The sequence below is a fragment of the Flavobacterium hibisci genome (assembly GCF_020026925.1).
Lineage (GTDB): Bacteria > Bacteroidota > Bacteroidia > Flavobacteriales > Flavobacteriaceae > Flavobacterium > Flavobacterium hibisci.
The window spans coordinates 99013-120236 of record NZ_JAIQDW010000003.1 but is presented as its reverse complement, the minus strand read 5'-3'; the positions used below and the strand labels follow the sequence as shown (position 1 = coordinate 120236).

Annotated in this window: 20 protein-coding genes; 16 read left to right on the top strand and 4 right to left on the bottom strand. The window is 33.7% G+C overall.

All coding sequences use genetic code 11. From position 1 onward, the window contains the following. Nucleotides 1-37 precede the first annotated feature (37 nt). The 3 genes from K8B81_RS04550 to K8B81_RS04540 all read left to right on the top strand — a co-directional run bounded on the left by K8B81_RS04550 (nt 38) and on the right by K8B81_RS04540 (nt 2699). Nucleotides 38-1006: an electron transfer flavoprotein subunit alpha/FixB family protein gene (locus tag K8B81_RS04550; protein ID WP_223679268.1), complete on the top strand. Its 969-nt coding sequence runs from the start codon at nt 38-40 to the stop codon at nt 1004-1006. 163 nt (nt 1007-1169) lie between these two features. Beyond that, complete coding sequence (locus K8B81_RS04545) at nt 1170-1793, top strand: bifunctional nuclease family protein (protein ID WP_223679266.1); 624 nt, start codon at nt 1170-1172, stop codon at nt 1791-1793. Between the two features lie 54 nt (nt 1794-1847). Further along, nucleotides 1848-2699 (top strand): thymidylate synthase, encoded by an 852-nt coding sequence (locus tag K8B81_RS04540; protein ID WP_223679264.1) that lies wholly within the window; start codon nt 1848-1850, stop codon nt 2697-2699. 33 nt (nt 2700-2732) lie between these two features. Here the strand turns inward: K8B81_RS04540 and K8B81_RS04535 are convergent, their stop codons facing one another. After that, nucleotides 2733-3029 carry an isoamylase early set domain-containing protein gene (locus K8B81_RS04535; RefSeq protein ID WP_025571577.1) on the bottom strand — a complete coding sequence of 99 codons (297 nt, stop codon included), beginning with the start codon at nt 3027-3029 and terminating at the stop codon, nt 2733-2735. Nucleotides 3030-3269: 240 nt separating this feature from the next. On the opposite strand from K8B81_RS04535, the gene K8B81_RS04530 reads away from it, so the two are divergent. From K8B81_RS04530 to porT, 4 genes are all read left to right on the top strand, one after another. Beyond that, nucleotides 3270-3614, top strand: a complete 345-nt coding sequence (locus tag K8B81_RS04530; RefSeq protein ID WP_025571575.1) for a 2TM domain-containing protein — start codon at nt 3270-3272, stop codon at nt 3612-3614. A gap of 13 nt (nt 3615-3627) precedes the next feature. Further along, nucleotides 3628-4110 (top strand): dihydrofolate reductase, encoded by a 483-nt coding sequence (locus K8B81_RS04525; protein ID WP_025571574.1) that lies wholly within the window; start codon nt 3628-3630, stop codon nt 4108-4110. Nucleotides 4111-4662: 552 nt separating this feature from the next. Continuing rightward, nucleotides 4663-5394: a bifunctional demethylmenaquinone methyltransferase/2-methoxy-6-polyprenyl-1,4-benzoquinol methylase UbiE gene (gene ubiE, locus K8B81_RS04520; protein ID WP_223679263.1), complete on the top strand. Its 732-nt coding sequence runs from the start codon at nt 4663-4665 to the stop codon at nt 5392-5394. Nucleotide 5395: 1 nt separating this feature from the next. After that, nucleotides 5396-6106, top strand: coding sequence for a type IX secretion/gliding motility protein PorT/SprT (gene porT, locus K8B81_RS04515; RefSeq protein WP_025571569.1), 711 nt, complete (start codon nt 5396-5398; stop codon nt 6104-6106). A gap of 9 nt (nt 6107-6115) precedes the next feature. Here porT and K8B81_RS04510 read toward each other — a convergent pair whose 3' ends face one another. Beyond that, nucleotides 6116-6844 (bottom strand): TrmH family RNA methyltransferase, encoded by a 729-nt coding sequence (locus K8B81_RS04510; RefSeq protein ID WP_223679261.1) that lies wholly within the window; start codon nt 6842-6844, stop codon nt 6116-6118. 39 nt (nt 6845-6883) lie between these two features. On the opposite strand from K8B81_RS04510, the gene tamL reads away from it, so the two are divergent. From tamL to accD, 3 genes are all read left to right on the top strand, one after another. Continuing rightward, entirely contained in the window at nt 6884-9457 is a 2574-nt protein-coding gene (gene tamL / locus K8B81_RS04505) for a translocation and assembly module lipoprotein TamL (protein ID WP_223679259.1), read from the top strand. A 59-nt stretch (nt 9458-9516) separates the two neighbouring features. Further along, complete coding sequence (gene fbaA, locus K8B81_RS04500; RefSeq protein ID WP_207297995.1) at nt 9517-10584, top strand: class II fructose-bisphosphate aldolase; 1068 nt, start codon at nt 9517-9519, stop codon at nt 10582-10584. A gap of 82 nt (nt 10585-10666) precedes the next feature. After that, nucleotides 10667-11524, top strand: coding sequence for an acetyl-CoA carboxylase, carboxyltransferase subunit beta (gene accD, locus K8B81_RS04495; protein ID WP_223679257.1), 858 nt, complete (start codon nt 10667-10669; stop codon nt 11522-11524). Nucleotides 11525-11763: 239 nt separating this feature from the next. On the opposite strand, the gene K8B81_RS04490 is transcribed toward accD, so the two are convergent. Beyond that, nucleotides 11764-13011 carry an ABC transporter permease gene (locus K8B81_RS04490; RefSeq protein WP_223679255.1) on the bottom strand — a complete coding sequence of 416 codons (1248 nt, stop codon included), beginning with the start codon at nt 13009-13011 and terminating at the stop codon, nt 11764-11766. A gap of 164 nt (nt 13012-13175) precedes the next feature. Here K8B81_RS04490 and purH point away from each other — a divergent pair, with 164 nt between their 5' ends. The 6 genes from purH to rodA all read left to right on the top strand — a co-directional run bounded on the left by purH (nt 13176) and on the right by rodA (nt 20452). Continuing rightward, nucleotides 13176-14702 carry a bifunctional phosphoribosylaminoimidazolecarboxamide formyltransferase/IMP cyclohydrolase gene (gene purH / locus K8B81_RS04485; protein ID WP_223679254.1) on the top strand — a complete coding sequence of 509 codons (1527 nt, stop codon included), beginning with the start codon at nt 13176-13178 and terminating at the stop codon, nt 14700-14702. 57 nt (nt 14703-14759) lie between these two features. Continuing rightward, nucleotides 14760-15788, top strand: a complete 1029-nt coding sequence (locus K8B81_RS04480; RefSeq protein ID WP_007804822.1) for a rod shape-determining protein — start codon at nt 14760-14762, stop codon at nt 15786-15788. Nucleotides 15789-15893: 105 nt separating this feature from the next. After that, nucleotides 15894-16724, top strand: a complete 831-nt coding sequence (gene mreC, locus K8B81_RS04475) for a rod shape-determining protein MreC (protein WP_223679252.1) — start codon at nt 15894-15896, stop codon at nt 16722-16724. After that, entirely contained in the window at nt 16717-17223 is a 507-nt protein-coding gene (locus tag K8B81_RS04470; protein ID WP_223679250.1) for a rod shape-determining protein MreD, read from the top strand. Before mreC ends, K8B81_RS04470 begins: the two co-directional genes overlap by 8 nt. Further along, on the top strand, nt 17220-19199 hold the full coding sequence (mrdA, locus tag K8B81_RS04465; RefSeq protein ID WP_223679248.1) for a penicillin-binding protein 2: 1980 nt from the start codon (nt 17220-17222) through the stop codon (nt 19197-19199). Before K8B81_RS04470 ends, mrdA begins: the two co-directional genes overlap by 4 nt. A 17-nt stretch (nt 19200-19216) precedes the next feature. Next, nucleotides 19217-20452: a rod shape-determining protein RodA gene (gene rodA / locus K8B81_RS04460; RefSeq protein ID WP_223679246.1), complete on the top strand. Its 1236-nt coding sequence runs from the start codon at nt 19217-19219 to the stop codon at nt 20450-20452. A 55-nt stretch (nt 20453-20507) separates the two neighbouring features. Here the strand turns inward: rodA and K8B81_RS04455 are convergent, their stop codons facing one another. Beyond that, the gene (locus tag K8B81_RS04455) at nt 20508-21206 is read right to left on the bottom strand and encodes a PH domain-containing protein (protein WP_223679245.1); all 699 of its coding nucleotides are present in this window, start codon (nt 21204-21206) and stop codon (nt 20508-20510) included. Nucleotides 21207-21224: the final 18 nt, after the last annotated feature.

The window sequence follows — 21224 nt, the reverse complement described above, 5'->3', positions numbered from 1 at the left end:
TGAAACTTGAAACTAATAACCTTTAAACAAAAATATCATGTCAATATTAATATATGCAGAATCTGCAGAAGGAAAATTTAAAAAAGTCGCTTTCGAATTAGCTTCTTACGCTAAAAAAGTAGCAGAATCATTAGGAACTACGGTTACAGCTTTGACTGTAAACATCAGCGATGTTAGCGAATTAGCAAAATACGGAGTTGACAAGGTTTTAAAAGTAAACAATGATAAATTAGCTGGTTTTAATGCTAAAGCTTACGCTGATGTTATTAAACAAGCAGCTGAAAAAGAAGGCACGAAATTAGTTTTGCTTTCTTCAACTACAGATAGTATTTACCTTTCGCCATTGGTTGCTGTTGCCTTAGAAGCTGGTTTTGCTTCAAATGTGGTGGGATTACCGGTTAGTACTTCACCTTTTCAGGTAAAAAGAAATGCTTTTTCAAACAAAGCTTTCAACATTACAGAAATCAGTACAGATATAAAAGTTCTGGGGCTTGCAAAAAACTCTTATGGCATTTTTGAAAGTGCAGGATCTGCAACCGAAGAAGATTTTAATCCTTCAATTGGAGATAATGATTTTGGTGTAAAAGTAGATTCTGTAGAAAAAGTAAGCGGAAAAGTATCAATAGCTGATGCAGACATTGTAGTTTCGGGAGGACGCGGATTAAAAGGTCCTGAAAACTGGGGATTGATAGAAGATTTAGCTGCAGTATTAGGCGCTGCAACGGCATGTTCAAAACCGGTTTCTGACTTAGGATGGAGACCTCACAGCGAACACGTTGGACAAACAGGGAAACCAGTTGCTACAAACTTATATATTGCTATAGGTATTTCAGGAGCTATTCAGCATATTGCCGGTATCAACTCATCAAAAGTAAAAGTAGTCATTAACAGCGACCCTGAAGCCCCATTTTTTAAAGTAGCAGATTATGGTGTCGTAGGAGATGCTTTTGAAATCGTACCACAATTAATTGAGAAACTAAAGGCTTTTAAAGCGCAACATTCTTAATTTAAAAATTCTCTATAAAAATATAGCTGCCTAAAAATAAGATAATCGTATCTTTGTTTAGGTGGCTTTTTTGTTCCATATTTTTTGATTAAAATTGCACCTTTATTTTTCAGTCAAAAAAAGTATTAAATAGAGGCGCTAAGTGCCTTTTTTACAAACACATATGAGTCTAGTAAAATTATCCATAAAGGGAATATCATACAGTCAAACTCAAAATGGCGCTTATGCCTTAATTTTGAACGAAGTGGATGGCGAAAGAAAATTACCAATTGTTATTGGTGCTTTTGAAGCCCAATCAATTGCTATTGCCTTAGAAAAAGAGATTAAACCTCCCCGCCCATTAACGCATGATTTATTTAAAAATTTCGCCGAAAGATTTGATATAGTGGTAAAACAGGTCATTATACATAAACTTGTTGACGGTGTTTTTTATTCAAGCTTGATATGCGAAAGAGACAAAATCGAAGAAATTATTGATGCCAGAACATCTGATGCTATTGCATTGGCGTTAAGATTCAGCGCTCCAATATTTACTTATAAAAACATTTTAGATAAAGCCGGAATTTACCTGAAATCAAGTACTGCAGAAACCGATCCCGGCACACAGGAAATTGATGATGTACTTTCTAATCCTGAAACGTTTGGTCATGAAGAAGAAACAAATCAGTCCGGAGATGTTTATGCCAAACACAGCTTACAAGAATTGAATGAATTATTGGATCAGGCAGTTTTTCAGGAAGATTATGAAAAAGCCGCTAAAATTAGAGACGAAATCTCCAGAAGATAAAATTCATAGATGTTTGACTTTAGATTTCAGAATTAATTATTTAGATTTTATAAAATGAAACAATACTTAGATTTAGTAAAACACGTTTTAGAAAACGGCAATCAAAAAGGAGACCGAACCGGAACAGGCACTAAAAGTGTTTTTGGATACCAGATGCGTTTTGATTTAAGTGAAGGTTTTCCAATGGTTACTACTAAAAAACTGCATTTAAAATCTATCATTTATGAATTACTTTGGTTTTTAAAGGGTGATACCAATATTAAATACCTTCAGGATAACGGAGTAAAAATATGGGATGAATGGGCTAATTCTAATGGTGATTTAGGCCCCGTTTACGGACATCAGTGGCGCAATTGGAATAGTGAAGAAATTGATCAAATCTCAGAATTAATCACTGAATTAAAAACGAACCCGAATAGCCGCAGAATGCTGGTTTCTGCCTGGAACCCTTCTGTTTTACCGGATACGAAGAAATCTTTTGAAGAAAATGTAGCCAATAATAAAGCTGCTTTACCACCCTGCCATGCTTTTTTTCAATTTTATGTTTCAAGTCCCAATACCGAAAAAGGAGAAACAAAAGGAAAACTTTCGTGTCAGTTGTACCAGCGAAGTGCTGATATCTTTTTAGGAGTACCTTTCAATATTGCTTCTTATGCATTATTGACTATGATGATTGCTCAGGTTTGTGATTTAGAATGCGGTGAATTCATTCATACTTTTGGTGATGCACATATTTATAACAATCATTTCGAGCAATTGGAATTACAATTGACTCGTGAACCAAAGCCATTACCAAAAATGATTTTAAATCCAGAGATCAAAAACATTTTTGATTTTGATTATACTGATTTCACTCTTGTTGACTATAATCCACACCCTGCCATAAAAGGTAGCGTTGCTGTATAAAAACAAAAATCCGCTTGAATTGAAGCGGATTTTTTATACTATTAAAACGCTATTTTCACTTCCTGCAAAATCATTCCATCTGTAAGAATCTGCTTCCGGATCATTGATATATAGCCCGTCAACCACATACTTAAACTCATAAATTGCATCTTTTACTAAGTCATAAGTGGCCTTAAAAGTTCCGTTTTTCAGTTTGCTTAATGTTCCCTCTTCTATGTTCCAGTTATTAAAATCCCCAACTACAGCGACGGAATTAGCATCTTTCGCCTCAATTGCAAATGTTACTTTACAAACCGGTTTCGTTTTTATAAATTGCTTTTTCAAAGACATAACTGTTTCATTTTTAGATTTATACCTTCAAAGTTCGCAAATTCATCTGATTAATCAATACGTACCCTGTATGATTTATGATTATAGCAACCAGAAATATATTTTTTACACTATCGATAATTTCAGGCTTTTTAATTTATAAATTCGGATTTTAAGCCGATTTTGAATCAAATATTATTTATTCAAAATAGCGATTTTTCAAAATAAATTATAACTTTATGATCTTATTTTGAATAAATTATGGAAAAAGAAGTACATGAACAATATGAGTATGCTCGTAAAAGAATCAGACAGAAAAAAGCTTTATATTTTCATTTTGTTCTTTTTTTGTTAGGAAGCTTATTTTTATTTGTTGCTAATCGTTTTTTTGGTTTTAGTATTGGAACAGAACAAAATTGGTGTACATGGATCATTACTTTATGGTTTTTTATCTTTATTTTGCACTTCATAAAAATCTACATTACAGATCGATTTATGAATAAAAAATGGGAAAGAGAGCAGATTGACCGATTGGTTGCACTTCAGCAGAAGAGAATTAATCAATTAGAGTCCTCTATCAATGATAATCCTGAAAATAAAATTTAGTCTTTAACACACTATGCTTATAATGATAGCGGCTGTTGCCGAAAACAATGCCCTGGGAAAGAAAAACAAATTAGTCTGGCATCTCCCAAACGATTTTAAAAGATTCAAATCGCTTACTACTAATCACCATATTATAATGGGAAGAAAAACTTTCGAAAGCTTCCCAAAACCATTGCCTAACAGAACGCACATTGTTATATCACGACAAGAAAATTATAACCCGGGAGGCTGCATAGTGGTTGACAGCATTGAAAAAGCGATTGCGATGTGCCCCGAAAATGAAGATTCATACATTATAGGAGGAGGCGAAATTTACACGCTTGGATTACAATATGCTGATATAATTGAAATAACACGTGTTCACCACACTTTTGAAGCTGATGCTTTTTTCCCTATAATCAATGAAAGGGAATGGCAACTGGTAGAATCCGAAGCCAACTCTAAAGACGAAACCCATCTTTATGATTACACCTACGAAACATACATTAAAAAATAAAAAAAAACATCCTCAAAAATTGAGGATGTTTTTTTTAAAATCAAATGATTAGAGCAATGACCTACTCTTGAAACAATATTTGATAACATAAAATAAAAATTACAAATATTAAAAATACCCCTGAAAGGAATATAATAACATTTGATATTTTTTGAGAGTACATCTCAAAAAAACCCTTAATACCAAATACCACGAAGGTACTAAAGGCAAAGAAAATTAAAATTTCCAAAAACAAATTTAATCCTAAGAACGTATTTTGCACTTTAAATATAATACTGCTCTCAAAAACAGTACTTTCAAAACAGCTTACAAGAACAAATGAGATGCTAAGCGCAAGGAGCACCCACTTGATTTGGGTCATTGTATCTCTATTTATCATTGAAAAAATATTAACATTTTTACAAGTGCTAAATTCACCAATAAATACTTTACCTACAATACCCACTTTTAGTGATTTTACAAAATAATATTAATATCTAAAAACATTCAATCCTAATTAAGAAACACAATTGCAGTTAAATACTTTATGTTATATTTGCGTAAATAAAAAAAATGTCTGAAAAAATAACTCCGTACAAAAACTCAACTTTAGGCAAAAAAGAACAGGTTGCACAAATGTTTGACACTATATCAGGAAACTACGATAATTTAAATCGTGTGATTTCATTTGGAATAGATGTAAAATGGCGCAAAAAAGTATTAAAAATAGTTTCTGATTCAAAGCCAAAAGTCATACTTGATATTGCTACCGGAACCGGGGATCTGGCAATTTTAATGGCACAAAGCAAAGCCGAAAAAATTATTGGTTTAGATATTTCTGCAGGAATGCTGGAAGTTGGAAGAAAAAAAGTAGAAGAAAAAAATCTTTCAAACAGAATTGAATTAGTATTAGGTGATTCTGAAAACATGCCTTTTGAGGACAATTATTTTGACGCTATTACAGTGAGTTTTGGAGTGCGAAACTTTGAGAATTTAGAAAAAGGGTTTGCTGAAATTTTAAGGGTTTTAAAGCCAAATGGTGTATTTGTAATTCTGGAAACTTCAGTTCCTGATAAAACACCTTATAGACAAGGATATCGTTTTTATACTAAAAACATACTTCCAGTTATAGGCAAATTATTTTCTAAAGATAATTCAGCTTATGGTTATTTATCAGAATCTGCTGCTGTTTTTCCTTATGGAGAAGCGCTAAACAATATTTTAAGAAAAATTGGGTTTATAGAAGTTGTGGCAATGCCTCAGACTTTTGGAGTTGCAACGATATATTCTGCTTCAAAAAAATAGTATGAAAAAAACAGTAGTCTTAATTTTATTAGTATTATCAGCACAGGGATATTCACAATTTGCTAAAAGCATGTTTAGCAAAGATCCTATTATTAATCTGGAAAACTGGCAGAAACAACGTTTATACTTTGGTTATTATTTAGGCTTTAACAGCTTTGACTTTAAATTTGATTACAAAGAAGTCACAGAAGATATCCAGGTAAAGAAAACAACAGGATTTAATGTTGGGGTTGTTGCAGATTTAAGACTACAGGAATATGTAAATTTGCGTTTTGAACCGGGTTTATACTACACAAAACGAGATTTGCATTTTTCGGGAGTAGGAAATTCAGAAAGTGATTATTTAAGAGAGGTAAACAGTACTTATATTCATTTTCCGTTACTATTAAAATTTTCGGCATTACGTACAGGAAATATCCGTCCTTATTTAACAGGAGGACTTTCTACCACTCTAAATTTATCCAGTAATTCAAAGTCAAAGGACGACAACTTTGAGGGCACATTTAGGACTAAATCATGGAGTTCTGCTTATGAAATTGGTTTTGGCATCGATATTTTTTCTGAATATTTTATTTTTTCTCCCTCCATCAGAGGCATGTTTGGAATAACAGATGAATTAGTTCGTGATAATCCTGGTCAGCCGAGTCCATGGACAGACAACATCGATTCGATGAAATCAAGGGCAATTTTAATAAATTTTACTTTTCATTAAAACAAAATCCTAACTATTTCGTTTAAACTCACTAAGAACAATAGCAGTAGCGGTGGCTACATTTAAACTTTCGGTTTTTTGTAGTTTACCAAATCTGGGAATTGTGAGTCGGCTTGTTACTGTTTTTTCAATTTCTGCTGAAATACCATTGGCTTCATTACCCATAATAATGATTCCATTTTGAGGCAGTACTGACTGATAAATATTTTCGCCATTCATAAAAGTTCCAAATACAGGCAATTTTGCGTTTGTTATAAAAGATTTCAAATCGACATAATTTACATTTACTCTGGCAATAGATCCCATTGTGGCCTGCACTACCTTTGGGTTGTAGATATCGACAGTTTCTTTTGAGCAAATAATTTGTTGAATTCCAAACCAATCGCAAAGCCTTAAAATGGTTCCTAGATTTCCCGGATCACGAATATCATCTAAAGCTAAAATCAAGCCCGAGTCGATTATTGTATTTTCGGCAGGGATTTTGAATACTGCCAGACATGTATTTGGAGTTGATAAAGCACTTATTTTTTTAAGTTCCTGTTCCGTAACAGGAAAACGTTTTGAAGTCCCAACCGTTTCAAAATCATTTTGTGTTGTGAATAAATACTCTAATTCAAAATTGGACTGTAATAATTCCTGAATTACCTTTATTCCTTCAGCAAAGAATAATTGATTAGCAAAACGTTGCTTTTTTTGATGTAAACCTGTTATAAGTTTTATTTGGTTTTTACTAATCATAAAATATAATGTACTTTTGAATTAAATATTTAAAAACACTTGAAAAAGATTTTTACAAAAATAACAGCATTTATTCTAATAGCAATACTTATTTGTGCTTGTAATGCAGTGAAACGAGTTCCGGACGGAAAAAATTTACTTATAAAAAATGATATTATTGTAAACGGAAAATCTACTAATGATGAAACTGCTTCAGATCAGATGTATCAGAAACCAAACAGTAACTTATTAGGATTTCGTCTGCGTTTAAATTTATATAATCTGGCAAAATTAAATCCTGATTCTAGTTATCAGGCAAAATTTAAAAACAATCCAGGAAAATATGAGCGCCAATCTAAAATATTATCTGCTAAACAAGTAGACCGTCTTGGACAGTCATTTTTATACAAAGGAATTCATGAATTCTTAAAAAGAACCGGTGAGCCTCCTGTTATCATTGATACTTCAAAAACCAAAAAAACATTAGTTCGTTTAAAATCCTATTATTTTAACAATGGCTATTTTAATGTAGCCATGAATTACAACATTGACACGGTAGGCTATAAAAAAGCAAAAATCAACTACAATATTACAACCGGAAATGTTTTTACTTTGGATTCTATTAGACAAAACATAAGCACACCTGCTTTGGATTCATTATATAAAACAAACCCGGAGCCTTCATTTTTAAAATCAGGTAACCAATTCAAAACCAGCGATTTTGAAGAAGAAAAAAATCGTATTACTACCTATTTTAGAAATCACGGAGCCTACTATTTCCAGCCTACATATGTCACCTTTGATGTTGATACCATTGGCAAAAAAAATAAGGCGGACATAAATTTAATCATCAAAGACAACAGTATTCAGGAAAAAGATTCCAGCAGGACAGAACCTTTTAAACTGTATAAAATAAGTGACGTAAATATTTATACTGATTATTCTCCTGCACGGGCAAAAAGCCAAATAAAGGACAGCACCACTTACAACAACTTTAATTTGTATAGTTATGACAAATTAAAATACAAACCCCGCGCTATTACAGATGCTATTTTTATTACAAAGGGAGGAACTTATGCCGATTTTAGGACTACTCTTTCTTCCCGCTACTTAAACAATCTGAAAATTTTCAATTACCCATCAATACAATATGAAGTTGATAAACGAGATTCGACAGCACAATCTCTAATTGCAAAAGTCTATCTGACACCAAGAAAAAAATACAGCTTTGGCGCAAGCTTAGATTTAACACATTCCAATATTCAGGATTTTGGAATTGGAGCCAGTGTTTCAGAAACAATTCGAAATGTATTTAACAGGGCTGAAACCTTAGAAATTTCTGCTCGTGTAAACATAGGGTCATCAAAAGACATGGCAAATCCTAATAATAATTTCTTTAATGTTTCGGAATATGGAGTTGACATGAAACTTAATTTCCCAAGAATCTTAATGCCTTTTGGAACAGAAAAAATTATTCCGAAAAGCATGATCCCGTCCACGTCAATTTCCGCCGGTTTTTCTAAACAAAGAAACATTGGACTAGACAAGGAAAACTTCACAGGCGGCCTGTCTTACCTATGGTCTCCAAAAAGATACAATTCAGCAAAATTAGATTTACTAAACGCACAATATGTCCGTAATCTGAATCCGGATAACTATTTTAAAGTATATACTTCTTCTTATGATGAATTGAATAGTATTGGAAAAGATTACAATATCAATAACAACAACTGGGGAGATACACCAGAAGAACAAGCCAATAAAAACCTGACTATACCTAAAGGAGCCTCAGATTTTACTAATGATGTTATAAATAACAGAACAGCATTGACAGCATCGGATTCAAAATACAAAGACGTTCAGGGTATAGAAGAAAGAAGGGTACGTCTTACTGAAAATGACTTTATTTTGGCCACTAGTTATACATTTACCAAAACAACCAAAAAAGATTTGGCAGATAATACTTTTTATCAGTTTAAAACTAAAATAGAATCAGCAGGAACTCTATTATCTGCCATTTCAGGCGTAGTAAGCCTTCCTAAAAACTCAAGAGGCAATTACGAAATATTTAATCTTGAATATTCAGAATATATTAAAACCGAATTTGATTATATTAAACACTGGGATTTTGGCAAAGAAAAAGTACTGGCTGTCCGAAGCTTTTTTGGTATTGCAATTCCTTTTGGAAACTCAGATTATATTCCTTTTTCACGAAGTTATTATTCCGGAGGATCAAATGACAATCGCGCCTGGCAGCCTTATGCGTTAGGTCCGGGAAGTACAAATGCAGTAAATGACTTTAATGAAGCCAATATGAAGCTCGCCCTAAGTGGGGAATTTCGATTCAAAATCTTCGGAGATGTTAAAGGTGCAATCTTTGCTGACGCCGGAAATATCTGGAATGTACTCGATAATGTAACTGATGAAAAGGCAAAATTCTCTGGCTTAAACGATTTCGAAGAAATTGCTTTAGGAAGCGGATTTGGTTTGCGATATGATTTAAGCTTTTTTGTTATTCGTTTAGATTTAGGCTTTAAGACTTATAATCCGGCGCATGAACCGGGCAAACGTTGGTTCAGAGAATACAATTTTGGGCATTCAGTTTTAAATTTTGGGATAAATTATCCGTTCTAATGCTAATTAATTCTTATTTTTGCAACCTAAAAACCTAAAAACAACTAAAAAAAATTACAATGGCACACAATATTAAACCAGGAGTAGCTACAGGAGATCAGGTTCAGGAAATCTTTAATTATGCAAAAGAAAAAGGATTTGCACTTCCGGCAGTAAACGTAACCGGATCAAGCACAATTAATGGCGTTCTTGAAACTGCAGCAAAACTAAATGCTCCGGTTATCATTCAGTTCTCTAATGGAGGAGCGCAATTCAACGCTGGAAAAGGATTATCGAATGCAGGTGAAAAAGCAGCAATCGCAGGTGGTATTGCAGGAGCAAAACACATTCATACTTTAGCAGAAGCTTACGGTGCAACTGTAATTTTACATACTGACCACTGCGCAAAAAAATTATTGCCTTGGATTGATGGTTTGTTAGATGCATCTGAAAAACATTTTGCAGAAACAGGAAAACCATTATTCAGTTCTCATATGATCGATTTGTCTGAGGAGCCAATCGAAGAAAACATTGAGATCTGTAAAGAATATTTGGCAAGAATGAGCAAAATGGGAATGACATTAGAAATCGAACTTGGTATTACAGGTGGTGAAGAAGATGGCGTTGACAACTCTGACGTTGATAGCTCCAAATTATACACTCAGCCAGAAGAAGTAGCTTATGCTTACGAAGAATTATCTAAAGTAAGTCCTAAATTTACAATTGCTGCTGCTTTTGGAAACGTTCACGGTGTTTACAAACCAGGAAACGTAAAATTGACTCCAAAAATCTTAAAAAATTCTCAGGATTTCGTTCAAAAGAAATTCAATACAGGTCATAACCCTGTAGATTTCGTTTTCCACGGAGGTTCTGGTTCTACACTTGAAGAAATCAGAGAAGGAATCAGCTACGGAGTGATCAAAATGAATATTGATACCGATTTACAATTTGCATATACTGAAGGAATCCGGGATTATATGGTTAAAAACCTTGACTATTTGAAATCTCAAATTGGTAACCCAGAAGGCCCGGATGCTCCAAACAAAAAATATTATGACCCAAGAAGATGGGTTCGTGAAAGCGAAGTAACATTCAACGCAAGATTGGAGCAAGCTTTTGCAGATTTGAATAACGTGAATACACTATAATAAAAAAGTTTCAAGTTTAAAGTTTCAGGCTTCAGGTTTCGCAACTTGAAACCTGAAACCTCAAACAAATAAAACATTCAATATGGCTTGGTTTAAAAGACAGGAAAAAGGGATTACGACTGCGACAGAAGACAAGATGGACGTTCCGAAAGGATTGTGGTACAAATCTCCTACCGGAAAAATTATTGATGCAGACGAATTAGCGAGAAACTTATTCGTAAGCCCTGAAGATGATTTTCACGTTCGAATTGGAAGCGCAACCTATTTTGAAATTTTATTCGACAACAACGAATTTGTTGAGTTAGATAAAAACATGACATCAAAAGATCCTTTGCATTTTGTGGATACAAAAAAATATGCAGAGCGTTTGAAAGATGTAATGGAAAAAACGCACCTTAAAGACGCTGTACGTACCGGAGTAGGAAAATCTAAAGGAAAAGAACTTGTAATCTGCTGTATGGATTTCGCTTTTATTGGTGGATCTATGGGAGCAGTTGTAGGGGAAAAGATCGCAAGAGGTATTGATCACGCAATCAAAAATAAATTACCTTTTGTAATGATTTCCAAGTCTGGTGGAGCTCGTATGATGGAAGCTGCTTATTCTTTAATGCAATTAGCCAAAACTTCTGTAAAACTGGCTCAATTAGCAGAAGCTAAATTACCTTATATCTCTCTTTGTACAGACCCTACAACGGGTGGAACAACTGCATCTTACGCAATGTTAGGAGACATCAACATCTCTGAGCCGGGCGCTTTGATTGGTTTTGCTGGTCCGCGTGTTGTACGTGATACCACAGGAAAAGATTTACCGGAAGGTTTCCAGACTGCTGAGTTTCTTTTAGAGCACGGCTTCCTTGACTTTATCACGCCTAGAAAAGAATTGAAAGATAAGATCAATTTATATATTGATTTGATTCAGAATAATGATATTAGAAAATAAGTTTTATACTTTTCTAAAAACACAAAATCCCGGAAAATTGCTTTCTGGGATTTTTTTATATCTACCAATGTGTCGTTCCTACGGAACTTCTGAATGTGTGATTTCATTTTTTCAACGGAAAATAAATTCCGTTGCTACCGATATTTAATTCCTATGGAATTTATTTCTCTGGGTTAAAATTAAAATTCTGTCAAAAAAACTTTGAACCTTTGTTACTCTGAACCTTTGAACCTCAAAAATCACATTCCCGTCCGAATAGCCTCAACAGGATCTAAATTTGCCGCCGAAATTGCCGGCAGAATTCCCGAAATCAATCCGATAAGTGCGGCTAAACCAGTTCCTAAAAGAATATTCCCCAAACTTAAAACAAAATCAAAATCAAGCACTTTTGTGAGGATTACAGCAATTCCCCAAACCATCAGCAAACCAATAATTCCACCAATTACCGAAAGAATTATAGCTTCAAATAAAAACTGGAACAGAATAAATTTATTCTTCGCTCCCAATGATTTTTGAATTCCGATTAAATTCGTTCTTTCTTTTACCGATACGAACATAATATTAGCGATTCCAAAACCTCCAACTAAAAGAGAAAACCCGCTGATAATCCACCCTACAACATTCATTTGACCGAGAATTCCATCAATAAAATCGGTAAATCCGGAAAGTACATTTATAAAGAAATTATCCATCTCCCCTGCTTTCATTCCGCGAATTGCTCTTAGTTTTTGAGCAACTTCTGCTTTATAAGCATCCATATCTACACCTTTTACCGGTTTTAAAACAATTACTGGTGTCATCGAATCGCTGTCGCCGTACATTCTACGCAGGAAATTAGCCGGGAAATACACAGAAGTATCATTACTGTCTCCGAAAAACCCTGCCCCTTGTTTTGTCATTACTCCGATAACCGTAAAACGCTGTCCGTATAGACGAATATTTTTCCCAATAGGATCGCTTTCTCCAAAAAGTCCATTGGCAATATCATAACCTAAAACAATTACGGGAGTTCCTGAATTCGATTCGGATTCATTATAAAATCTTCCTTTGTCAAAACTCAATCCGTCAATATTAACCATTTCGAAAGAAGAAGGAATCATATTTACATCGGCAACGGTTTTCGAATCATATTTTAAAGTTTCTCTATTTACAAATAGCTGATAACCTACCTGATCTGTATTATTCAGAGAGTTTTTCAGGGCAATATATTCATCATATTTTACATTTGGAAACTGCTCTCTTTTCCATTGTGGAATTTCAGATGGGCCAAAGTTATATTTCATTAAATAAATTGTATTTTTATCTAAACTACTTAAATCTTTTGAAATTTTTCTATCGAGGGAATCAACAGCCGCCAATACAGCAATAATCGAAAAAATACCAATAGTCACACCTAACAGTGATAATAATGTTCGCAATTTATTATTTCGTAAAGCATTAATGGCAAAGCTCAGACTTTCTTTTAATAACCTAAGATAAAGTAGCATATGTTCGTTTTTTCGATAAAGTAAAATTCAATAAATTTAAATCAAAAACCTAATAAAAGGTAACTAACTCATCAGTAGATTTTTTTAATATAATGTTACAAGAATTCCTTTAAATATATAATCAAAAAAAACTACTTTTGCAGTCTGAAAATTATAACTACACAATGAGCACAACTAAAAAAATACAATCAGCATTAATATCTGTTTTTTCGAAAGATGGATTAGAGCCAATCGTTAGAAAATTACATGAGCAAAATGTTACACTTTATTCAACTGGCGGTACTGAAGATTTTATTAAAAACCTTGGTATTCCGGTAGTTCCTGTTGAAGATATAACTTCTTTTCCTGAAATTCTTGGCGGAAGAGTAAAAACTTTGCATCCAAAAATTTTTGGTGGAATCTTGAATCGTCAAGACAATGAAAGTGATGTGCAGCAAATGAAGGAATTTAATATTCCGCAGATTGATTTGGTTATTGTTGATTTATACCCTTTTGAAAAAACAGTTGCTTCTGGCGCAAGCGAACAAGATATTATTGAAAAAATTGACATTGGCGGAATTTCATTAATCCGCGCAGGTGCAAAAAATTTCAAAGACACAGTAATCGTAGCTTCAGTAAACGAATACAGCTTACTTTTAGATTTGATTACAGAGCAAGATGGGGCAACAACTCTAGAAAACAGAAGATTGTTTGCTACAAAGGCTTTCCACGTTTCTTCTCACTATGACGGAGCTATTTTTAATTATTTTAATACCGACGAGACTATTTACAAAGAAAGCATTGCAAACGGTCAGGTTTTAAGATACGGTGAAAACCCTCACCAAAAAGGATTTTTCTTCGGAGATTTTGACGCTATGTTCAAAAAAGTTCACGGAAAAGAATTATCATACAACAATTTATTAGATGTTGATGCTGCAGTAAATTTAATTGCTGAATTTAAAACAGACGGACCAACATTTGCAATTTTAAAACATAATAATGCCTGCGGATTAGCTTCAAGAAAAACAATCAGCGAAGCTTATTTAGCAGCTTTAGCTTGTGATCCTACTTCTGCTTTTGGCGGAGTGTTAATTTCTAACACAAAAATTGATGTTGAAACAGCACAGGAAATCAACAAATTATTCTGCGAAGTTGTTATTGCCCCATCGTACGATGATCAGGCTATCAGTATTTTGCAAGAGAAAAAGAATAGAATTATTTTAATTCAGAATGAAGTTGAATTACCATCCCGCCAAGTAAGAACTTGTCTTAATGGTTTGTTAATTCAGGACAGAAATAATATTACAGATAATAAAGAGCATTTAAAAACCGTTACAATTACAGAACCTACTGCTCAGGAGATCGAAGATTTGATCTTTGCTTCTAAAATCTGCAAGAATACAAAATCGAACACAATTGTATTTGCTAAAAACGGAACATTGATTTCATCTGGTACAGGTCAGACTTCAAGAGTTGACGCTTTGATTCAGGCAGTTGATAAAGCAAAAGCTTTCGGATTTGATTTAAATGGTGCTTCAATGGCAAGTGATGCCTTTTTCCCATTTCCTGACTGTGTAGAATTAGCTAAAAAAGCAGGAATAACTGCTGTAATTCAGCCAGGAGGTTCAATAAAAGACGAATTAAGCATAAATTATTGCAACGAAAATAATCTTGCAATGGTATTTACAGGAACACGTCATTTTAAACATTAATTTGTTTAACTTTGTTCGATAAATTATTTTATAACATTTTAAACCCCTAAAAAACTTATGGGATTTTTTGATTTCATGACCGAGGATATTGCGATAGACCTTGGAACCGCAAACACTTTAATCATTCATAATGATAAAGTTGTTATTGATAGCCCTTCTATCGTAGCACGCGATAGGATTTCTGGCAAAATCATTGCTGTTGGTAAAGAGGCCAACATGATGCAAGGTAAAACACATGAAAACATCAAGACCATAAGGCCTTTGAAGGATGGTGTAATTGCCGATTTTGATGCTTCAGAAAAAATGATCAATATGTTCATTAAAAGCATACCTGCATTAAAGAAGAGAATGTTTACTCCTGCTTTAAGGATGGTAGTTTGTATTCCGTCTGGAATTACAGAGGTTGAGATGCGTGCTGTAAAAGAATCTTGTGAGCGTGTAAACGGAAAAGAAGTTTACTTGATTCACGAACCAATGGCAGCAGCAATCGGTATTGGAATCGACATCATGCAACCAAAAGGAAATATGATTGTTGATATTGGAGGTGGTACAACTGAAATCGCTGTAATCGCCTTAGGTGGAATTGTTTGTGACAAATCTGTAAAAATTGCGGGTGACGTTTTCACAAATGACATCGTTTATTACATGCGTACACAGCACAACCTTTTCGTAGGAGAAAGTACTGCTGAAAAAATTAAAATTCAAATCGGAGCGGCTATCGAAGATCTTGACGGACCGCCAGAAGATATGTCAGTTCAAGGTAGAGATTTGCTTACAGGTAAGCCAAAACAAGTTGATGTTTCTTATCGTGAGATCGCTAAAGCATTAGACAAATCCATTCAGCGTATTGAGGATGCGGTAATGGAAACATTATCTCAAACTCCTCCAGAATTAGCAGCAGATATCTACAACACAGGTATTTATTTAGCTGGTGGAGGATCTATGTTAAGAGGTCTTGACAAGCGTATTTCTCAAAAAACAGATTTACCGGTTTACATTGCCGAAGATCCGTTAAGAGCAGTTGTACGTGGAACGGGAATGGCACTTAAAAACATTGCAAAATTTAAAAGTATCTTAATCAAATAAGACAAGATAAGAATCAATATTTTTTTAGAGTTAAATTATAAATCATTTGGCTCTAAAAAAATTTGAACTCAAAGCATATCCTGAAACAAAATAACCAAACAAGAAATGCAGCAAATTTTTAATTTCATTATAAAAAACAGTAATCGTTTGCTGTTTTTGCTGCTTTTAGGTATTTCGTTGGCACTCACAATCCAATCTCACTCATTTCACAGAAGCAGGACTATCAGCTCTGCTAACTTTATTAGTGGAGGCGTTTATGAAAAAATAAACAGCGTAAATGAGTATTTGAATTTAAGAGCTGAAAATGACGAACTGGTACTTGAAAACGCAAGATTAAAAAGTCTTTTATTCAACATAGAAGACACAACAAAAGCGCCGATGATCGACAGTATTAAAGGTGTTAAGCCAGCTGATATTATTGTCTCAAAAGTAATTCATAACTCGTATAGCACACACGAAAATTATCTTACTTTAAATTCTGGATCAAACGAAGGCGTTAAACAAGATATGGGAGTAATTAATAGTTTAGGAATTATTGGTATTGTAGACAATACATCCCCTAACTATTCTACTGTGATTAGTATATTGAATATGAAATCTCAGATTAATGCAAAATTAAAAAAATCAAATCATTTTGGTTCTTTGACCTGGGACGGAAAAAGTACTGGGACTGTTCAATTAACCGATGTTCCGAGACTGGCTTCTGTTAGAAAAGGAGATACTATTGTTACAGGTGGACAATCTGTAATTTTTCCTGAAAACATTAATATTGGTGTAATTGATAAATATTATATAGACACAAAAACAACATTCTATACCATTGATGTCAAATTATTTAACGACATGACTAATTTAGGACATGTTTATATTATTAAAAGTAAGGGAAGGGAAGAACTTATTAATTTAGAAAATAAAAACAAGGAAAAAGATGAATAGCGCACTGTTAGTCAATATTTTTCGATTTATTATGTTACTTGCAATTCAGATTGTTATTTTTAACAACATGAATTTCTTAGGGTACATAAGTCCTTACCCGTATATTTTATATATTATTTTGTATCCTGTAAACAGCAATCGATCCGGTTTAATAATTTCGAGCTTTTTATTGGGTATTACAATGGATATGTTTTGTAATTCAGGAGGTATTCATGCAGCAGCCTGTGTTATTTTAGCTTATTACAGGCCCTATATTTTTAAATTCTCTTTCGGATTGAGTTATGAATATCAAACTATCAAACTAAACGAGTCCTTAACGCCTGAGCGTTTCTCATTTATTTTAGTTTCTGTTTTCTTACATCATATCGTTTTATTTATCCTGGAAGCTTTTCAATTTAAATTCATTTGGGATATTTTGCTCCGCACTTTATTTAGTTCTATTTTTACAATACTCATTTCTATCATAATCATTTATCTTATTAAGCCAAATAAACGATGAGAAAAGTCCTGCTGCCCACTTTAATTATTATTGCAGCATCTTTGCTAGTGATCAGGATATTTTATTTGCAGGTTATTGATGATTCTTTCAAACTGAAATCAGAAAATAATGCCATCAAAATAAAATATGATTACCCTGAACGCGGGTATATTTATGACAGATACGGAAAACTGCTTGTTGCAAACCAGTCATCTTATGATATCATGGTCATTCCAAGAGAAATTAAAGATAATCTCAATATCGCTGAATTCTGCCAACTATTAAATATTACTAAGGAAGAATACGAGAAAAGAATAGCCAAAGCAAAGGTGTACAGCCCAAGATTACCTTCTGTTTTTTTATCACAGCTTAACAAGACAGAATTTGCAGCTTTTCAGGAGAAAATTAGAAAATATGAAGGTTTCTATTTTCAAAAACGTTCTCTTCGTGACTATGAAGTTGATTGTGGAGCTAATATTTTTGGTTTTATCACACAGGTAACCGAAAAACAGATTGCAAAAAATCCTTATTACAATAGTGGTGATTTAATTGGTAAGCAAGGTGTCGAAGAAAGCTATGAAGAAATCCTGAGAGGTATAAAAGGTGTAAAATATATCCAAAAAGACAAATACAACAGAGAAATTGGTTCTTATAAAAATGGAAAATACGATACTATAGCTGTTCAGGGAGAAGATATTAATTTAACTATTGATGCTGCACTTCAAAAATATGGTGAAGAATTGATGATCAATAAAAGAGGCGGTATCGTTGCTCTTGAGCCTAGCTCGGGTGAAATTTTAGCACTCGTAACCGCTCCGTCATACGATCCGGGAATCTTAGTTGGAAGGCAGCGTTCTAAGAATTACACACTTTTATATCGTGATTCAATAGCTAAACCGCTATATGACAGAGGACTTTTGGCGGAATACCCACCAGGTTCTCCTTTTAAAATATTAACAGGTCTGGTAGCTTTACAAGAAGGTGTAATTGATGAAAATTTTTCTGTTACCTGCCATCATGGTTTCAGTTATGCAAGAGGACGATTTATGAGATGTCACTGCAGTGGAGGCCAATTGCAATTACACAGAGCTATTTACCAATCCTGTAACAGTTATTTCGCAACTTCTTACATGCGAACAATTAATAAATACACAAAACCTGCTGCTGCAGTAGATGTATGGAGCAATCACCTTAAAACTTTTGGGTTAGGTGAATTTATGGGTTACGATTTACCAACTGGTAAGAGAGGAAAAATTCCAACTTCTAAAACTTATAAAAAAATGTATCCTAATGGCGGCTGGAAAAGTACTGCCATTGTTTCAAATGCTATCGGGCAGGGAGAAGTTGTAATGACACCAATTCAGCTGGCAAATATGATGGCTACAATTGCGAATCAGGGCTATTATTACACCCCTCACATCATAAAAAAGATTGAAGGCAAAAGCATCGATTCTAAATTTACAACAAAACACACAACATCTATTGATAAAAAATATTTCCCTCCAATCATAAGCGGCTTATTTGATGTTTATAATATGGGAACAGCAAGCAGATTAAAAGTTGAAGGTATTGACATCTGTGGAAAAACAGGTACGGCTGAAAATTTTGCGAAGATTGACGGTAAAAGAGTTCAGCTTGAAGATCACTCTATATTTGTTGCATTTGCACCAAAAGACAATCCAAAAATTGCGATTGCCATTATGATTGAAAATGGTGGTTTTGGAGCTTCGATTGCCGGACCCATTGCGAGTTTAATGATAGAAAAATATTTAAAAAAGAAAATTTCCAGAACGGATTTAGAAGTCAGGGTTTTAAACAAGAGTCTTCAAAGCGAATATGCAAAATTAGGCGGACTTTCAGAAAGTGTTAAAAAAGAAATACGAATAAAGGATTCTATTGCAAATGTTGCTAAGTTAGAAATTAAACGAAGAGACTCCATTGCAAAAAGCAAAAGAATAATTCCAAAAACCAAAGCTGATTCCATCAAACGAAATTAATAAGGGATTCATTTAAAATGAAAAATCAAAGTGTAAAAAAAAATATTGATTGGATAAGCGTTATCATTTACAGTATTCTGGTGATTCTGGGGTGGTTAAACATATATTCGTCTTCCTTATCTTCTACAGAAGGAACTTATGAAAAGCAGTTAATATTTATTGGATGTACCATTCCTCTAATTTTCGTTGTTTTATTCGTTGATGGTAAATTCTATGAAAAATATGCCAGTATCATCTTTGGAGTTGCATTATTATCATTAGCCGGATTGTTTCTTTTTGGAAAAACAATTGCAGGACAAAGATGCTGGTATGCTATCGGAAGCTTTACACTTCAGCCATCAGAATTTGCAAAAGCGGCTACTTCATTGGCCTTAGCCAAATATCTGAGCGACACACAAATTAATCTTAAGGAAACCAATCGTCAAATTCAGGCACTTGCCATAATATTCCTGCCTGTAATTTTGATCTTGCCGCAACCGGATCCCGGGAGTGCTTTAATTTATAGTATTTTCATTATTGTTTTATATCGGGAAGGACTTCCTGCCTGGTATGTATGGACCGGTTTCATAACCATACTTTTATTTGTACTAACACTCATTTTAGAGCCTTATGTTGTTATTTTAATAGCGTTCGCAGTATTGGCTATTATACATTTTAAAGGAAGAGCTGTTGACCGTAATATTATTTTAAGCAGTATACTCCTGGCCATTATTTCAGCATTTGTTTTTTCAGTTGATTATGTTTTTGATCATGTTTTTAAACAACATCACAGAGACCGTTTCAATATATTACTAGGAAAAACGGTCGATATGAAAGGTATCGGATACAATACTAACCAATCTGAGATTGCTATAGGATCAGGAGGCTGGACAGGAAAAGGTTTTTTAGAGGGGACACAGACAAAAGGTGGTTTTGTACCAGAACAGCACACTGATTACATATTTACAACCGTAGGCGAAGAATGGGGATTTGTTGGTTCCTTTATAGTTATTGCATTATTTGCCGGATTACTTTTAAGAATTATTTATTTAGCTGAAAGACAAAAAACAAAATTTAGCAGAGTATACGGATATTGTGTTGCCGGAATTTTATTCATTCACTTTTTTGTGAACATTGCCATGGTAGTTGGTATTTTCCCAACAATTGGGGTACCTCTGCCTTTCTTTTCATACGGGGGATCTGGTTTATGGGGATTCACCATTTTACTTTTTATATTCTTAAAAATGGATGCTAATAAAGTTAATGAATGGTAGGTAATCTAAAAAAAATTAAATAAAAAAATCCGAAGCTTGAACTTCGGATTTTTTATTACATATAACTTAAAATTTCTTTTTTGTAATTGTCATATTCACCCTGGAGAATTAAGCCATTATCCAGCAGTTTTTTATAATTCTGTAATTTATCAAAAAGCTCTTCTTTAGATAATTCACTTAATTTACGCTCACCTGTTGACTGAGTTTGTTGAATTGGTTCGAAAGTCTCTGTGTAAGACGGAGCTGCCGGTAAAATTTCTGCAAAATTAGTTACTTCTTCTGTTTCAATTTCTTCAACAGTATCCTCTGGCTCTTCTGCCTGAATAGTTTCTGAAACCGGAGCTGATATAGTCACTGGATTTTTAAGTAAATCCAACTGTTCTTTTGCGTATGTATATATTTTTCTGGCCTGGATTTTCGGAATATAATCAATCGAAATCGACAAGTCAGTATTGGTATTAAATGAGAATTCTGAACCCAGAATATTTTCTTTTACAAATGCTCCTGCAACATCATCCCAGGTATAATCTGTAAAATCCATTGAAAGACCCAGATTTTTAGGTTTACAAATAATAATTCTTTTATTCGTTAATACAATACTATCCGGAAAAACAGTAATTGCAGGTTTTTTTTGAACTGCAATATATCCTACTTCTTCTCCTTTCATCAATAAATCATTGAGTTTTGAAGTAATTTTTTCAATCGCTTTAGGATCTTGCTCTTCGTTCAGAAATTTTTTAAATTGTTCTTTCATATTCTATAAACTACTAAG

What these genes read in the sequence shown, in the direction of transcription:
- purH (WP_223679254.1), top strand. Translation starts at nt 13,176, where the DNA reads ATGAGCACAACTAAAAAAATACAATCAGCATTAATATCTGTTTTTTCG.
- K8B81_RS04480 (WP_007804822.1), top strand. Translation starts at nt 14,760, where the DNA reads ATGGGATTTTTTGATTTCATGACCGAGGATATTGCGATAGACCTTGGA.
- K8B81_RS04525 (WP_025571574.1), top strand. Translation starts at nt 3,628, where the DNA reads ATGCTTATAATGATAGCGGCTGTTGCCGAAAACAATGCCCTGGGAAAG.
- accD (WP_223679257.1), top strand. Translation starts at nt 10,667, where the DNA reads ATGGCTTGGTTTAAAAGACAGGAAAAAGGGATTACGACTGCGACAGAA.
- K8B81_RS04545 (WP_223679266.1), top strand. Translation starts at nt 1,170, where the DNA reads ATGAGTCTAGTAAAATTATCCATAAAGGGAATATCATACAGTCAAACT.
- porT (WP_025571569.1), top strand. Translation starts at nt 5,396, where the DNA reads ATGAAAAAAACAGTAGTCTTAATTTTATTAGTATTATCAGCACAGGGA.
- fbaA (WP_207297995.1), top strand. Translation starts at nt 9,517, where the DNA reads ATGGCACACAATATTAAACCAGGAGTAGCTACAGGAGATCAGGTTCAG.
- K8B81_RS04455 (WP_223679245.1), bottom strand. Translation starts at nt 21,206, where the DNA reads ATGAAAGAACAATTTAAAAAATTTCTGAACGAAGAGCAAGATCCTAAA.
- mreC (WP_223679252.1), top strand. Translation starts at nt 15,894, where the DNA reads ATGCAGCAAATTTTTAATTTCATTATAAAAAACAGTAATCGTTTGCTG.
- K8B81_RS04535 (WP_025571577.1), bottom strand. Translation starts at nt 3,029, where the DNA reads ATGTCTTTGAAAAAGCAATTTATAAAAACGAAACCGGTTTGTAAAGTA.
- K8B81_RS04530 (WP_025571575.1), top strand. Translation starts at nt 3,270, where the DNA reads ATGGAAAAAGAAGTACATGAACAATATGAGTATGCTCGTAAAAGAATC.
- K8B81_RS04510 (WP_223679261.1), bottom strand. Translation starts at nt 6,844, where the DNA reads ATGATTAGTAAAAACCAAATAAAACTTATAACAGGTTTACATCAAAAA.
- rodA (WP_223679246.1), top strand. Translation starts at nt 19,217, where the DNA reads ATGAAAAATCAAAGTGTAAAAAAAAATATTGATTGGATAAGCGTTATC.
- K8B81_RS04550 (WP_223679268.1), top strand. Translation starts at nt 38, where the DNA reads ATGTCAATATTAATATATGCAGAATCTGCAGAAGGAAAATTTAAAAAA.
- ubiE (WP_223679263.1), top strand. Translation starts at nt 4,663, where the DNA reads ATGTCTGAAAAAATAACTCCGTACAAAAACTCAACTTTAGGCAAAAAA.
- mrdA (WP_223679248.1), top strand. Translation starts at nt 17,220, where the DNA reads ATGAGAAAAGTCCTGCTGCCCACTTTAATTATTATTGCAGCATCTTTG.
- K8B81_RS04490 (WP_223679255.1), bottom strand. Translation starts at nt 13,011, where the DNA reads ATGCTACTTTATCTTAGGTTATTAAAAGAAAGTCTGAGCTTTGCCATT.
- K8B81_RS04470 (WP_223679250.1), top strand. Translation starts at nt 16,717, where the DNA reads ATGAATAGCGCACTGTTAGTCAATATTTTTCGATTTATTATGTTACTT.
- K8B81_RS04540 (WP_223679264.1), top strand. Translation starts at nt 1,848, where the DNA reads ATGAAACAATACTTAGATTTAGTAAAACACGTTTTAGAAAACGGCAAT.